Origin of the sequence: Pseudomonas sp. KU43P, assembly GCF_033095865.1 — a bacterium.
Lineage (GTDB): Bacteria > Pseudomonadota > Gammaproteobacteria > Pseudomonadales > Pseudomonadaceae > Aquipseudomonas.
In genome coordinates, this window is sequence record NZ_AP019365.1 from 1,210,720 (window position 1) to 1,224,308 (window position 13,589).

Annotated in this window: 14 protein-coding genes; 10 read left to right on the forward strand and 4 right to left on the reverse strand. The window is 63.4% G+C overall.

Features of this window, described 5'->3' with window-relative positions; genetic code table 11:
* Positions 1–75 precede the first annotated feature (75 nt).
* Both KU43P_RS05415 and purT read left to right on the forward strand, forming a co-directional pair.
* Complete coding sequence (locus tag KU43P_RS05415) at positions 76–543, forward strand: VUT family protein (protein WP_317661391.1); 468 nt, start codon at positions 76–78, stop codon at positions 541–543.
* Between the two features lie 76 nt (positions 544–619).
* Positions 620–1,801: a formate-dependent phosphoribosylglycinamide formyltransferase gene (purT, locus tag KU43P_RS05420; protein ID WP_317661392.1), complete on the forward strand. Its 1,182-nt coding sequence runs from the start codon at positions 620–622 to the stop codon at positions 1,799–1,801.
* A 129-nt stretch (positions 1,802–1,930) separates the two neighbouring features.
* Here the strand turns inward: purT and KU43P_RS05425 are convergent, their stop codons facing one another.
* The 3 genes from KU43P_RS05425 to KU43P_RS05435 all read right to left on the reverse strand — a co-directional run bounded on the left by KU43P_RS05425 (position 1,931) and on the right by KU43P_RS05435 (position 5,521).
* Positions 1,931–3,232: an MFS transporter gene (locus KU43P_RS05425; protein WP_317661393.1), complete on the reverse strand. Its 1,302-nt coding sequence runs from the start codon at positions 3,230–3,232 to the stop codon at positions 1,931–1,933.
* Between the two features lie 264 nt (positions 3,233–3,496).
* Entirely contained in the window at positions 3,497–4,702 is a 1,206-nt protein-coding gene (locus tag KU43P_RS05430) for a transporter associated domain-containing protein (protein WP_317661394.1), read from the reverse strand.
* A 9-nt stretch (positions 4,703–4,711) separates the two neighbouring features.
* Positions 4,712–5,521: an inner membrane protein YpjD gene (locus tag KU43P_RS05435; RefSeq protein ID WP_317661395.1), complete on the reverse strand. Its 810-nt coding sequence runs from the start codon at positions 5,519–5,521 to the stop codon at positions 4,712–4,714.
* A 310-nt stretch (positions 5,522–5,831) separates the two neighbouring features.
* On the opposite strand from KU43P_RS05435, the gene ffh reads away from it, so the two are divergent.
* The 6 genes from ffh to KU43P_RS05465 all read left to right on the forward strand — a co-directional run bounded on the left by ffh (position 5,832) and on the right by KU43P_RS05465 (position 9,898).
* Positions 5,832–7,208, forward strand: coding sequence for a signal recognition particle protein (gene ffh, locus KU43P_RS05440; protein WP_012270758.1), 1,377 nt, complete (start codon positions 5,832–5,834; stop codon positions 7,206–7,208).
* 245 nt (positions 7,209–7,453) lie between these two features.
* Positions 7,454–7,705, forward strand: a complete 252-nt coding sequence (rpsP, locus tag KU43P_RS05445) for a 30S ribosomal protein S16 (RefSeq protein ID WP_003259424.1) — start codon at positions 7,454–7,456, stop codon at positions 7,703–7,705.
* Between the two features lie 5 nt (positions 7,706–7,710).
* On the forward strand, positions 7,711–8,247 hold the full coding sequence (gene rimM / locus KU43P_RS05450) for a ribosome maturation factor RimM (RefSeq protein ID WP_317661396.1): 537 nt from the start codon (positions 7,711–7,713) through the stop codon (positions 8,245–8,247).
* A 3-nt stretch (positions 8,248–8,250) separates the two neighbouring features.
* Entirely contained in the window at positions 8,251–9,003 is a 753-nt protein-coding gene (gene trmD, locus KU43P_RS05455; protein WP_008094486.1) for a tRNA (guanosine(37)-N1)-methyltransferase TrmD, read from the forward strand.
* 42 nt (positions 9,004–9,045) lie between these two features.
* On the forward strand, positions 9,046–9,396 hold the full coding sequence (rplS, locus tag KU43P_RS05460; protein ID WP_003252148.1) for a 50S ribosomal protein L19: 351 nt from the start codon (positions 9,046–9,048) through the stop codon (positions 9,394–9,396).
* Between the two features lie 94 nt (positions 9,397–9,490).
* Positions 9,491–9,898: an acyl-CoA thioesterase gene (locus KU43P_RS05465; RefSeq protein WP_008094490.1), complete on the forward strand. Its 408-nt coding sequence runs from the start codon at positions 9,491–9,493 to the stop codon at positions 9,896–9,898.
* On the opposite strand, the gene KU43P_RS05470 is transcribed toward KU43P_RS05465, so the two are convergent.
* Entirely contained in the window at positions 9,889–11,706 is a 1,818-nt protein-coding gene (locus KU43P_RS05470) for a cation:proton antiporter (RefSeq protein ID WP_317661397.1), read from the reverse strand. The genes KU43P_RS05465 and KU43P_RS05470 overlap by 10 nt on opposite strands.
* Before the next feature lie 68 nt (positions 11,707–11,774).
* On the opposite strand from KU43P_RS05470, the gene xerD reads away from it, so the two are divergent.
* Entirely contained in the window at positions 11,775–12,671 is an 897-nt protein-coding gene (gene xerD / locus KU43P_RS05475; protein WP_317661398.1) for a site-specific tyrosine recombinase XerD, read from the forward strand.
* A gap of 154 nt (positions 12,672–12,825) precedes the next feature.
* Positions 12,826–13,587 (forward strand): thioredoxin fold domain-containing protein, encoded by a 762-nt coding sequence (locus KU43P_RS05480; RefSeq protein ID WP_317661399.1) that lies wholly within the window; start codon positions 12,826–12,828, stop codon positions 13,585–13,587.
* Positions 13,588–13,589 lie beyond the last annotated feature (2 nt).

Genomic DNA, 13,589 nt, shown 5'->3' on the forward strand with positions numbered 1-13,589 from the left:
AAGGTCGTGCACCTGGCTGCCATTGACTCGAAAATCAAGTAATCTGTGCGGCTTGCCCGACGGTCCCATGCGCCCATGTTCTATCTCATTGCCTACATCAGCAGCGTAGTGCTGATCAACTACGCCTTCTCCAGCGCCCCGCACCTGGATGTGATCTGGTCTGCCTGGGGCGGCCTGGTGTTCATCCTGCGCGACATGGTGCAGACCCGCTACGGCCACGGCGCGCTGATCGCCATGCTGATGGCGCTGGTGCTGTCCTACGTCACTTCGGAACCGGCCATCGCCCTGGCCAGTGCCACCGCTTTCTTCGTCTCCGAACTGATCGACTGGCTGGTGTTCAGCATCACCCGTAGGCCCCTGCGTGACCGCCTGTGGCTGAGCTCGGCGTTGAGCATTCCGGTCGACACTTTCATCTTCTTCGGCATGATCGGCGCCCTGACCCCGGCCGTGATCGGCACCGCCATGGCTTCCAAGTTCGCCGGCGTGACGGCGGTGTGGCTGGCCATGGCATTTCGCGCGCGGCGGGCTGCCGTAGCCGGCTGATGGTGTAGAATACCGGTCCTTTTTCAGCGGGCTGCGCCAAGCCTGGTGCGGCCCCGGACGCCTTCGAGGACCTGAAATGACCCGTATCGGAACCCCATTGTCGCCCACCGCGACCCGAATACTGCTCTGCGGCTGCGGCGAGCTGGGCAAGGAAGTGGTGATCGAGCTGCAGCGCCTGGGCGTCGAAGTGATTGCCGTGGACCGCTACGCCAATGCCCCGGCGATGCAGGTCGCGCACCGCAGCCACGTGATCAACATGCTCGATGGTGTTGCCCTGCGGGCGGTGATCGAAGCTGAAAAGCCCCATTACATCGTCCCCGAGATCGAAGCCATCGCCACCGCGACCTTGGTGGAGCTGGAGAACGAAGGCTTCAATGTGGTGCCGACTGCCCGTGCTACCCAGCTCACCATGAACCGCGAAGGCATTCGCCGCCTGGCGGCCGAAGAGCTCGACCTGCCCACCTCGCCGTACCACTTTGCCGACACCTATGAAGACTACGCCAAGGCCGTGGCCGACGTCGGCTACCCGTGTGTGGTCAAGCCGGTGATGAGCTCGTCGGGCAAGGGCCAGAGTTTGCTGCGCAGCGATGCCGACCTGCAGAAGTCGTGGGACTACGCCCAGGAAGGCGGGCGTGCCGGCAAGGGCCGGGTGATCATCGAAGGTTTCATCGATTTCGACTACGAAATCACCCTGCTGACCGTGCGCCACGTGGGCGGCACTACCTTCCTGGAGCCGGTCGGCCATCGTCAGGAGAAGGGCGACTACCAAGAGTCCTGGCAGCCCCAGGCCATGAGCGCGAAAGCCTTGGCCGAATCGCAGCGGGTGGCCAAGGCGGTCACCGATGCACTGGGTGGGCGCGGGCTGTTCGGGGTGGAGTTGTTCGTCAAGGGCGACCAGGTGTGGTTCAGCGAGGTCTCGCCACGTCCGCATGACACTGGTCTGGTCACCCTGATTTCCCAGGACCTGTCGCAGTTCGCCCTGCATGCCCGTGCAATCCTCGGCCTGCCGATTCCGGTGGTACGCCAGTTCGGGCCTTCGGCTTCTGCGGTGATCCTGCCGGAGGGGCAGTCGCAGCAGACCAGCTTCGCCAACCTGGGGGCGGCGTTGAGCGAGCCGGATACCGCCATTCGCCTGTTCGGCAAGCCGGAAATCAACGGTACCCGCCGCATGGGCGTGTGCCTGGCGCGTGACGAGTCGGTCGAAGCGGCGCGGGCCAAGGCGACCCGGGCTTCGCAGGCGGTCAAGGTCGAGTTCTGATCTGAAATCGCAGGGGCCGCTTTGCGGCCCAATCGCCGGCAAGCCGGCTCCCACAGGGTACGAGGCACCACCAGGCACTCTGTAGGAGCCGGCTTGCCGGCGATTGGGCTGCAAAGCAGCCCCTGTCACTCACAGCTCGTTATTGCGGGTCTCTTTCAGGCACAGCACAGCGATCAGGCTGATCACCGCCGCCACCGACACATATCCCCCCACCCAGCTCAACCCGCCCATGCTCACCAGCTTCTGCGCAAAGAACGGCGCCGCCGAGGCCCCGACGATGCCGCCCAGGTTATAGGCCGCCGAAGCACCGGTATAACGCACGTGCGTCGGGAACAGCTCCGGCAGCAAGGCGCCCATCGGAGCAAAGGTCACCCCCATCAGGAACAGCTCGATGGCCAGGAACAGTGCCACGCCCGTGGTCGAGCCCGAGGTCAGCAGCGGTTCCATGGTAAAGCCCGATGCCACCGCCAGCAGGCCACCGACGATCAGCACCGGCTTGCGCCCGTAGCGGTCGCTGAGCCAGGCCGACAGCGGCGTGGCCAGGGCCATGAAGACCACGGCAAAGCACAGCAGGCCGAGGAAGGTTTCGCGGCTGTAACCCAGGGTTGTCACGCCATAGCTCAGCGAGAACACCGTGGAAATGTAGAACAGCGCATAGCACACCACCATCGCCGCCGCGCCCAGCAGGGTCGGCATCCAGTACTTGGCGAACAGGTCCACCACCGGCATCTTCACCCGCTCATGTCGGGCGACCGCCTTGGCGAACACCGGGCTTTCTTCCAGCTTGAGGCGCACATAGAGGCCGACCAGCACCAGCGCGGCGCTGAGCAGGAAGGGAATACGCCAGCCCCACTCACGGAACTGCTCGTCGCTGAGCACCAGGGCCAGGGTCAGGAACAGGCCGTTGGCCGCCAGAAAGCCGATCGAAGGGCCAAGCTGCGGGAACATGCCGAACCAGGCGCGCTTGCCCTCCGGTGCGTTCTCGGTGGCCAGCAATGCCGCGCCACCCCATTCACCACCCAGGCCCAGGCCTTGGCCGAAGCGCAGCAGGCAGAGCAGGATCGGCGCCCACACGCCAATGCTGTCATAACCTGGCAGTACGCCGATCAGGGTGGTCGAGACCCCCATCAGCAGCAGCGAGGCGACCAGGGTCGACTTGCGCCCGATACGGTCGCCAAAGTGCCCGAACAGGGCCGAGCCCAGCGGGCGGGCGAGGAAGGCGATGCCGAAGGTGAGGAAGGCCGCCAGCATTTGCGCGGTGCCCGACCCGGACGGGAAGAACACCGGGCCGATCACCAGGGCGGCAGCGGTGGCATAGACGTAGAAGTCGTAGAACTCGATGGCCGTGCCGATGAAGCTGGCGGTGGCTACCCGCGCAGGCGAATTGACCGGCGCGGCGGGCGCTTGGGCGTAGGTGCTGCTGGTGGTCATTTAAGTAGGTCCCTAACAGTCTGTTCGTGCTCCATGGGCTTTGCCCGCGCGTACCCAGGCAGGCACGGTGTCGCGGACGCCGGAGCGTATTGTTGTGGTCGCGTGACTGACGATAGCCCAGGGCGGGTAGGGGCGGGGTGCGGGCACTGTTCGGGGTGATGAAGCAGGGCCGCGAGGCGCGTCAGTGGAGCGGACTGGCCGTGTAGCGCCGGGTGCGGGTAGCAGGCGGGACGGCGGGGCTGGGTAAGCGTGACCCGAGTATAGCTAGCGGGTCACGGTCCACACCAGTACCTTGCTGGCGCAATTGTCCTCTGTTTCGAGGATTTCCAGGCGATAACGGCCGATCTTCAGGCAAACAGCGCTTTCCGGGATACTTTCCAGTGCTTCGGTGACCAGCCCGTTGAGGGTTTTCGGGCCGCCGTCGCAGGGCAGGTGCCAGCCGAGCGTGCGGTTGATTTCCCGTAGCGAGGCGGTGCCTTCGATGACGAAGGTGCCGTCGGCCTGAGGGTGTACGTGGGGGTTGTCCAGGCTCTGCTCGTCCTCGAACTCGCCGACGATTTCCTCGAGGATGTCTTCCAAGGTGACGATGCCTTGCACCTCGCCATACTCGTCGACCACCACGCCCAGGCGCCTTTGCTGCTTGTGGAAGTTCAGCAGCTGCAGCTGCAGGGGCGTGCTTTCCGGGACGAAGTAGGGTTCGTAGCAGGCGCTGTGCAGCGCCTCCAGGGTCAGCTCGGCCTTGGGCAGCAGGTGGCTGATGAGTTTGGTATTGAGGATCGCTTCGACCTGGTTGATGTCATTGTGATAGATCGGCAGGCGGGTGTGGCGGCTGACGATGAGCTGTTCGATGATGCGCTCGATCGGCTCGTCCAGGTTGATGCCGTCGACCTCGTTGCGCGGCACCAGAATGTCATTGACGGTGATCTTGTCCAGAGACTGCAAGCCATCCAGCAAGCCGTGGCGCGGTGGCTCGAACGCGTCGTCCTCGTCGAATTCGTCATCCTCCTGAGGGTGCAGGGCGACGGCCGTGGGTTGCACGCGAAATGGGCGCAGCAACAGCTTGGCGCAACCATCGAGCAGGCAGGCCAGGGGCTGCAGCAGGGTAAGGGGCGGCTTGAGCAGGCTGATGCCGAGGCTGATGAACGCTTGCGGATTGCGCCGTGCAAGGCGCCGAGGGAGGTATTCGGCGAAGACCAGCAAGCCCAGGGTCGCCCCAACGCCCGCCAGCCAGAAGCCATGCTCGCCGTTGTAGCGCTGGCCGATCAAGCAGGCCAGGCCGAGCACCAGCAACTTGCCCAGGCTGGCGCAGAGCACCAGGGCCTGGGCCGGCAGCGGTGGTTGGCCGTCTTCGCCATTGCGCAGCGAACCGTTGAGTTGCAAACGGGCAGCATCCACTGCGGTGAACAGCGCCGACCACAGCAGCGCCAGTGCCAGAGTGCCGAGTAGCGGAGCGTACGGCAGGGTGTCCATGGGCGACCGTCAGATATGCAGGATGAATTCGCGAACCAGCTTGCTGCCGAAGTAGGCCAGCATCAGCAGGCAGAAACCGGCCAGGGTCCAGCGGATGGCCTTGTGGCCTCGCCAGCCCAGGCGGGTACGCCCCCACAGCAGCACGCTGAATACCACCCAGGCCACACAGGCCAGCAGGGTTTTGTGCACCAGGTGCTGGGCGAACAGGTTGTCGAGGAACAGCCAGCCGGAAATCAGCGACAGCGACAACAGGCACCAACCTGCCCACAAGAAGCCGAACAGCAGGCTTTCCATGGTTTGCAGGGGCGGGAAGTTGCGGATCAGGCCGGACGGGTGCTTGTTCTTCAGCTGGCGATCCTGCAACAGCAGCAGCAGCGACTGGAACACGGCGATGGTGAACAGCCCGTAGGCCAGGATCGACAGCAGGATATGCGCAAGGATGCCGGGTTCTTCGTTGATCAGCGGCACGGTGCCGGGTGGCGCGAACTGGGCCAGCAGTGCGGTGACCGCACCGAGCGGGAACAGCAGCACCAGCAGGTTCTCCACCGGGATGCGCAGGCAGGCCAGCAGGGTCAGGGCGATGACCGCCACGGCGATCAGGCTGGCGGCACTGAAGAAATCGAGGCTCAGGCCAAGTGGCGTGATCAGCTGGAAGAACAGGGCGCCGGCCTGAGCGAGCACGGCGAGGGCGCCGAGTACGCCAAGCAGCCGCTTGTCGGCCTTGTTCGAGTGGGCCAGGCGCGAGCCTTGATAGACGGTCGCTGCTATATAAAGGCCGGCGGCGATCAGGTTGGGGATGAGGCTGGGTGAGGAGACCATAAGTCCTGGTTGGCGAGCCTTAAAGAGACGGAGTTTGGCATAGATCGTCAGTGCCAAGGAAGTCTGGCAGGGCCCTATCGCCGGCAAGCTGGCTCCCGCAGGTACAGCGCAGCGCTCAAGTGCGGCGAAAGGCCTGTTGGAGCCGGCTTGCCGACGAATAGGGGGCACCAGTCATCCAGGCCGATCAGCGCGTAGGTGTGCGCCGCCGCCGCTCTTCGCTATAATCGCCGCCTTGCTGTGCCCGGCGCGTGTGCATTTTCACCTGGGCACCTGACAAACCTCGGCTTTTACTGGGCCTGAAAGGATCACCATGTTCGAAAACCTGACCGACCGCCTGTCACAGACGCTGCGCCATGTCACCGGCAAGGCCAAGCTGACCGAAGACAATATCAAGGACACGTTGCGCGAAGTGCGCATGGCCCTGCTCGAGGCCGACGTTGCCCTGCCGGTGGTCAAGGATTTCGTCAACAGCGTCAAGGAACGTGCAGTCGGCACCGAAGTGTCGCGCAGCCTGACCCCAGGCCAGGCCTTCGTGAAGATCGTCCAGGCCGAACTGGAAAGCCTGATGGGCGCGGCCAACGAAGACCTCGCACTCAATGCTGCACCACCTGCCGTGGTACTGATGGCCGGCCTGCAGGGCGCTGGTAAGACCACCACCGCCGGCAAGCTTGCGCGCTTCCTCAAGGAGCGCAAGAAAAAGAGCGTGATGGTGGTCTCGGCCGACGTTTACCGCCCGGCGGCGATCAAGCAGTTGGAAACCCTGGCCAACGACATCGGCGTTACCTTCTTCCCGTCCGACATCAGCCAGAAGCCGGTGGCCATCGCCGAAGCGGCGATCCGCGAGGCCAAGCTCAAGTTCATCGACGTGGTCATCGTCGACACCGCCGGCCGTCTGCATATCGACGCCGACATGATGGATGAGATCAAGGCGCTGCATGCCGCGGTCAAGCCGATCGAGACCTTGTTCGTGGTCGACGCCATGACCGGCCAGGACGCCGCCAATACCGCCAAGGCCTTTGGCGAAGCCCTGCCGCTGACCGGCGTGGTGCTGACCAAGGTCGACGGTGACGCCCGTGGCGGTGCCGCGCTGTCGGTACGTGCCATCACCGGCAAGCCGATCAAGTTCATCGGTATGGGTGAGAAGACCGAGGCCCTCGAGCCCTTCCACCCGGACCGTGTCGCTTCGCGCATCCTCGGCATGGGCGATGTGCTCAGCCTGATCGAGCAGGCCGAGCAGACCATCGACAAGGCCAAGGCCGACAAGCTGGCCAAAAAGCTGAAGAAGGGCAAGGGCTTCGATCTCGAAGACTTCCGCGACCAACTGCAGCAGATGAAGAACATGGGCGGCCTGGGCGGGCTGATGGACAAGCTGCCGAGCATCGGCGGCGTCAACCTGTCGCAGATGGGCAACGCCCAGGGCGCGGCCGAGAAGCAGTTCAAGCAGATGGAAGCGATCATCAACTCGATGACCCCGGCCGAGCGCCGTGACCCTGACCTGATCAGCGGTTCGCGCAAGCGCCGTATCGCCCTAGGCTCCGGTACCCAGGTGCAGGATATCGGCCGGCTGATCAAGCAGCACAAGCAGATGCAGAAGATGATGAAGAAATTCTCTGCCAAGGGCGGCATGGCCAAGATGATGCGCGGCCTGGGCGGGATGCTGCCGGGCGGCGGCATGCCGAAGCTGTAACCCTATTCCGAGGGGCCGTTCGTCATCGTGCGCCCCCTCAGAACCCCCGCTTGAGCGGGGCAACGGCCGCGAATTCGCGGCGCAACCGGCAAATCTGGACGGCAGGGCGTGGCCTTGCCGAAAAAGTCATTTGCAAATGTCCGTGTATTCCCCGAGAATATGCGGCCTTTTGGGCACCCGTGTGCCTATTTGGCATTCAGATTTGCAGTACCAACTGCAGCACCGACTATAGGAACGATGTTCACATGGTAACCATTCGTCTGGCCCGTGGCGGCTCGAAAAAGCGCCCATTCTACCACCTGACCGTGACCAACTCGCGTAACGCCCGTGACGGCCGTTTCGTTGAGCGCGTAGGTTTCTTCAACCCGATCGCTGCTGGCGCCGAAGTCAAGCTGTCGGTCAACCAAGAGCGCGTCAACTACTGGCTGAGCCAGGGTGCACAGCCGTCTGAGCGCGTTGCTCAGCTGCTGAAGGACGCTGCCAAGGCTGCTGCCTGAGCAGTATGAACGCGACGCCAGAAAAGGCTGACGACCTGATCGTCGTTGGCAAGATTTTTTCGGTTCACGGCGTTCGCGGCGAGGTGAAGGTGTATTCCTTTACCGATCCGATTGAAAACCTGTTGGATTATCCGCGCTGGACGCTTCGGCACGAAGGCAAGGTAAAGCAGGTCGAGCTGGTCAGCGGTCGTGGCTCCCAGAAGGGCCTGGTCGTGAAACTGAAAGGCCTCGATGATCGTGATGAAGCGCGTCTTCTGAGCGGCTTCGAAATCTGCATTGCGCGGAGCCTTTTGCCCAACCTGGCCGCAGACGAGTACTACTGGTACCAGCTGCAGGGCCTGAAGGTCATCAACCAGGACGAACTACTGTTCGGCAAGGTCGATCACCTGTTGGAGACCGGTGCGAACGATGTAATGGTGGTCAAGCCGTGTGCAGGCAGCCTGGATGATCGCGAGCGTCTGTTGCCCTATACGGCGCAATGCGTGCTCAACGTCGACCTGGAAGCAGGCGTAATGCGGGTTGAATGGGACGCGGACTTCTAAACGATGGGTAACCTTCGCGTAGACGTCATCACGTTGTTCCCCGAGATGTTCTCGGCCATCACTGAGTACGGCATTACCAGCCGCGCGGTGAAACAGGGGTTGCTTCAGGTGACTTGCTGGAACCCGCGGGACTACACCACAGATCGTCACCATACGGTGGATGATCGGCCGTTTGGCGGTGGTCCGGGCATGGTGATGAAAATCAAGCCTCTGGAAGACGCCCTGGTTAGCGCCAGGCAAGCGACCGGAGCATCGGCAAAGGTGATCTACCTTTCGCCGCAAGGCCGCAAGCTGACTCAGCAGGCGGTCAAAGGCCTGGCAGAGCAGGAATCGTTGATCCTGATCGCCGGTCGTTATGAAGGCATCGACGAGCGCTTTATCGAGGCTCATGTCGATGAGGAGTGGTCGATTGGCGACTATGTGCTTTCCGGTGGCGAGCTGCCGGCCATGGTACTGATCGATGCGGTTACGCGGCTGCTGCCCGGAGCTTTAGGGCATGTGGACTCGGCGGAAGAAGATTCCTTCACCGACGGTCTGCTCGATTGCCCGCACTACACCCGACCCGAGGTGTATGCGGATCAGCGCGTTCCCGACGTGTTGCTAAGTGGCAACCATGCACACATCCGGCGTTGGAGGATGAAGCAGTCCCTTGGTAGGACCTTCGAACGACGCGCCGATCTTCTGGAAAGTCGCTCGCTTTCTGGAGAAGAGAAGAAGCTGCTCGAGGAATACCTCCGCGAGCGGGACGATAGTTAAACGTATCGATGGTGGATCACGTATCCATCTTAGGAGCACAGCATGACCAACAAGATCATCCAGCAGCTCGAAGCCGAGCAGATGAGCAAGGAAATCCCGACCTTCGCACCAGGCGACACCGTTGTCGTCCAGGTTAAAGTGAAGGAAGGTGAGCGTTCCCGTCTGCAGGCGTTCGAAGGCGTCGTCATCGCCAAGCGTAACCGCGGTCTGAACAGCGCCTTCACCGTGCGCAAGATCTCCAGCGGCGTTGGCGTAGAGCGTACCTTCCAGACCTACAGCCCGCAGATCGACAGCCTGGCCGTGAAACGTCGTGGTGACGTGCGTAAAGCCAAGCTGTACTACCTGCGCGACCTGTCCGGCAAAGCCGCTCGCATCAAGGAAAAACTGTCCTGAGTACAGTTTGCCCGGTGGCTCAGGCCGCCTAGCGAGAAAAAAGCAGCCTTCGGGCTGCTTTTTTGCTTTTTGAATCCCCTGCGATGTACCAGACATGACTGCCAGAGACCAGGAAATCCAGCGCCGCACCGAACTGTCGGTGACCCGCGTGACCAAAGCCGTTTTCCCCAATACCACCAACCACCACAACACCCTGTTCGGCGGCACCGCGCTGGCGTGGATGGACGAAGTGTCGTTCATCGCCGCCACGCGTTTCTGCCGCCTGCCACTGGTGACCGTATCCACCGACCGTATCGACTTCAAGCACCCTATTCCAGCGGGTTCCATCGTCGAACTGGTCGGTACGGTGATCAAGGTCGGCAACACCAGCCTGCAGGTGCAGGTCGACGTGTTCGTCGAGAACATGTACCTGGACGGCCGCGAGCGGGCCATCCATGGCGTGTTCAGCTTCGTTGCCATCGACGAGGACAAGCGCCCGGTACCCGTGCTGCCTCAGGCCTGATTCAACTCCGCTACTGCAGGTTCCACCAACGCCACCAGCGTCCAGCCAGCTTGAGGTTGCAGCGGTTCGTCAGGGCTGGCGACATGCACCCAACCGTGTTCGTCACGGGCAAACAGCAGGTGCGCCCGTTCGCCATGCAGGGCTCGGTAATCCTCCCAGTCGAAGCCTTCGGTAAGCGTGGTGCTGTAGAACTCCGCGCCTTCGTGCAGGCGGTTTGCCAGTTGCAGATAGGTCATCGGGCTTGCGCCGAGCAGATGCCCGCGGTGCTCTTCGGCGGCCCGGTGCTTGTCGCTGCGCTGCTTCTCCAGGCCGCTGGCCAGCACGAACAGGCGGTCATGGCCAAAATCATGGCGAAAGCGGGCGCAGGCCAGGGCATTGATCTCGCCCGCAGGCGACAACCCCAGCAGATGGCCCAGGCCGACCAGGTCCAGGTGCGCATCGGCATGCTGCGAGGCCGGGTTGCCAAAATAGGTGGGCAGCCCGTCCATGCGCGCTGCGCGAATGTTTTCCCAGCTCGAATCGGTCAGCAGCACGCGACAGCCCAATTGCTGCAAGGCCTTGGCAATGGCCCGGGCCGGCTCGTTGGCGCCGACGATGAGAAAGCCGCTGGGCGCCGGCTCTGCAACCTTGAGCAGGCGTGCCAGGGGGCGTGCCGTGGCGCTTTGTATGACCACGGTGCCGATGATCACGGCGAAGGTCAGCGGCACCAGCAGCAGGGCGCCCTGGTGGCCGGCTTCATGCAGGCGGATGGCGAAGATCGCCGACACCGCCGCGGCGACGATGCCGCGTGGCGCGACCCAGGCGAGCAGGGCGCGTTCGCGCCAGTTCAGCGATGAGCCCAAGGTCGACAGCGCCACATTGAGCGGCCGCGCCAGCAACTGGATCACCAGCAGCAGTGCCAGCACAGCCGGCCCCAGGCCGATCATGGCGTGCAGGTCGAGGCGCGCGGCGAGCAGGATGAACAGGCCGGAAATCAGCAATACGCTGAGGTTTTCCTTGAAGTGCAGGATCTGCCGCACATCGACCCCGCGCATGTTGGCCAGCCACATGCCCATCACCGTGACGGCCAGCAGCCCGGACTCGTGGACGATCTGGTTGGCGGCGATGAAAATGCCCAGTACCGCGGCCAGCGAGGCCAGGTTGTGCAGGTATTCCGGCAGCCACTGTTCGCGCATGATCTGCCCGAGCAGCCAGCCGCCTGCCGCACCCAGGGCGCTGCCGCAGAAGATCACCCCGGCGAAGGTCACCAGGCTCTGGGTCAGGCCGTCGCCCGCGCCACTGGCGATGATGAAGCTGTACACCACCACGGCCAGCAGGGCTCCGATCGGGTCGATCATGATGCCTTCCCAGCGCAGGATATTGGCGATGGCTGCCTTGGGCCGTACCACCCGCAGCATCGGCACGATCACGGTGGGGCCGGTGACCAGGGTCAGGGTGCCGAACAGGATCGCCAAGGGCCAGTCGAAGCCCAGCAGCCAGTGGGTGGCCAGCGCGATCACCAGCCAGGTCGACAGCGCGCCCACGGTAACCAGCCGGTGCACCACGCTGCCGATGTCGCGCCACTGCGACAGGTGCAGGGTCAGGCTGCCCTCGAACAGGATCAGCGCCACTGCCAGCGACACCAGCGGCATCAGCAATGGGCCGAACAGCGCTTGCGGGTCGAGCCAGCCAAGGATCGGGCCGGCGAGGATGCCGGCCAGCAGGAGAAACAGAATGGCGGGTAATTTCAAGCGCCAGGCCAGCCATTGGCAGGCCAGGGCGGCAGCGCCGATACCGCCGACGCTGAGAAGGATCTGCTGTTCGTTCATGCGGGCTCCCTATGCCGGCGTGGTTATGAAAGACTAAGCGCCATTTCGTCGTTTGCCACCGAGTTTTCATGCCTGCCCTCGACCACCCCCTGATCGACCAGTTCCTCGATGCCCTGTGGCTGGAAAAAGGCCTGTCCGACAATACCCGCGTTTCCTATCGCAGCGATCTGGCGCTGTTCAACGGCTGGTTGCAGGAGCATGCCGTCAGCCTGCCTGATGCGGGGCGCGAGTTGATCCTCGATCACCTGGCCTGGCGCCTCGACCAGGGTTACAAGCCGCGGTCCACGGCGCGCTTTCTCTCCGGCCTGCGTGGCTTCTTTCGTTACTTGCTGCGGGAAAAGCTGGTAGCCGTCGACCCGACCTTGCAGGTGGAAATGCCGCAATTGGGCCGGCCTTTGCCGAAGTCATTGTCGGAAGCCGACGTCGAAGCGTTGCTGCAGGCGCCGGACCTTGGCGAAGCGATCGGCCAGCGCGACCGAGCCATGCTCGAAGTGCTCTACGCCTGCGGCTTACGGGTGACCGAACTGGTCAGCCTGACCCTCGACCAGGTCAACCTGCGCCAGGGCGTGCTCAGAGTGATGGGCAAGGGCAGCAAGGAACGGCTGGTGCCCATGGGCGAGGAAGCAGTGCTGTGGCTGGAGCGCTACCTGCGCGATGGCCGCGCAGAGTTGCTCAACGGGCGGCCAAGCGATGTGCTGTTCCCCAGCTTGCGCGGCGAGCAGATGACCCGCCAGACCTTCTGGCACCGCATCAAGCATCACGCCCGTGTCGCCGGCATCGACAAACCTCTGTCGCCGCATACCCTGCGTCACGCTTTCGCCACCCATCTGCTCAACCATGGCGCCGACCTGCGGGTGGTGCAGATGCTGTTGGGCCACAGTGACCTGTCGACCACCCAGATCTACACCCATGTGGCCAAGGCCCGCTTGCAGCAATTGCACGCCCAGCATCACCCGCGTGGATGAATGATTTTCATGTTCCGCCCGCCGGTACCTGCAGACCCCTTCATTGGCGGTGCGATGTGGTAGGCTTGGGCGGTTTGCACCAAGGGCCGCACGGTCGCCGCGTTTTTTGCGCAGGTGACGCCCTCCGGCCCCTGTCCGCCTTCAGGAGTTCCCCATGCGCGTGACCCAGATCTTCGCCGCCGCCGCGTTGGCGCTGGCCAGTACTTTCGCCGTTGCCGCGGCGACCGAGAGCAATGCCGTTGCCGAGCAGGCCATCCGCAAGTCGCTGCAGAACCTCGAGCTGGAAGTGCCCGTCGAAAGCGTGGCCAGCAGCCCGGTCAGCGGCCTTTACGAAGTCAAACTGCAGGGCGGCCGTGTGCTGTACGCCAGCGGCGACGGCCAGTTCGTCATGCAGGGTTACTTGTTCCAGATCCAGGACGGCAAGCCGGTGAACCTGACCGAGAAGACCGAACGCCTGGGCATCGCCAAGCTCATCAACGGCATTCCAGCCGCCGAGATGGTGGTTTATCCTGCCAAGGGCGAGACCAAGTCGCACATCACCGTCTTTACCGACACCACTTGCCCGTACTGTCACAAGCTGCACGCCGAAGTGCCGGAGCTCAACCGTCGCGGTATCGAAGTGCGCTATGTCGCCTTCCCGCGCCAGGGCCTGGGTTCGCCGGGCGATGAGCAATTGCAGGCCGTGTGGTGCTCCAGCGACCGCCGCGCGGCGCTGGACAAGATGATCGACGGCAAGGAAATCAAGGCCGCCAAGTGTGCCAACCCGGTGGGCAAGCAGTTCCAGCTCGGCCAGTCGATCGGGGTCAATGGCACCCCGGCGATCGTGCTGGAGAACGGCCAGGTGATCCCGGGTTACCAGCCGGCGCCACAGGTAGCCAAACTGGCCCTGGCCGGCCAGCAGCAGGCCGCCAAGTAATC

What these genes read in the sequence shown, in the direction of transcription:
- KU43P_RS05415 (WP_317661391.1), top strand. Translation starts at nt 76, where the DNA reads ATGTTCTATCTCATTGCCTACATCAGCAGCGTAGTGCTGATCAACTAC.
- purT (WP_317661392.1), top strand. Translation starts at nt 620, where the DNA reads ATGACCCGTATCGGAACCCCATTGTCGCCCACCGCGACCCGAATACTG.
- KU43P_RS05425 (WP_317661393.1), bottom strand. Translation starts at nt 3,232, where the DNA reads ATGACCACCAGCAGCACCTACGCCCAAGCGCCCGCCGCGCCGGTCAAT.
- KU43P_RS05430 (WP_317661394.1), bottom strand. Translation starts at nt 4,702, where the DNA reads ATGGACACCCTGCCGTACGCTCCGCTACTCGGCACTCTGGCACTGGCG.
- KU43P_RS05435 (WP_317661395.1), bottom strand. Translation starts at nt 5,521, where the DNA reads ATGGTCTCCTCACCCAGCCTCATCCCCAACCTGATCGCCGCCGGCCTT.
- ffh (WP_012270758.1), top strand. Translation starts at nt 5,832, where the DNA reads ATGTTCGAAAACCTGACCGACCGCCTGTCACAGACGCTGCGCCATGTC.
- rpsP (WP_003259424.1), top strand. Translation starts at nt 7,454, where the DNA reads ATGGTAACCATTCGTCTGGCCCGTGGCGGCTCGAAAAAGCGCCCATTC.
- rimM (WP_317661396.1), top strand. Translation starts at nt 7,711, where the DNA reads ATGAACGCGACGCCAGAAAAGGCTGACGACCTGATCGTCGTTGGCAAG.
- trmD (WP_008094486.1), top strand. Translation starts at nt 8,251, where the DNA reads ATGGGTAACCTTCGCGTAGACGTCATCACGTTGTTCCCCGAGATGTTC.
- rplS (WP_003252148.1), top strand. Translation starts at nt 9,046, where the DNA reads ATGACCAACAAGATCATCCAGCAGCTCGAAGCCGAGCAGATGAGCAAG.
- KU43P_RS05465 (WP_008094490.1), top strand. Translation starts at nt 9,491, where the DNA reads ATGACTGCCAGAGACCAGGAAATCCAGCGCCGCACCGAACTGTCGGTG.
- KU43P_RS05470 (WP_317661397.1), bottom strand. Translation starts at nt 11,706, where the DNA reads ATGAACGAACAGCAGATCCTTCTCAGCGTCGGCGGTATCGGCGCTGCC.
- xerD (WP_317661398.1), top strand. Translation starts at nt 11,775, where the DNA reads ATGCCTGCCCTCGACCACCCCCTGATCGACCAGTTCCTCGATGCCCTG.
- KU43P_RS05480 (WP_317661399.1), top strand. Translation starts at nt 12,826, where the DNA reads ATGCGCGTGACCCAGATCTTCGCCGCCGCCGCGTTGGCGCTGGCCAGT.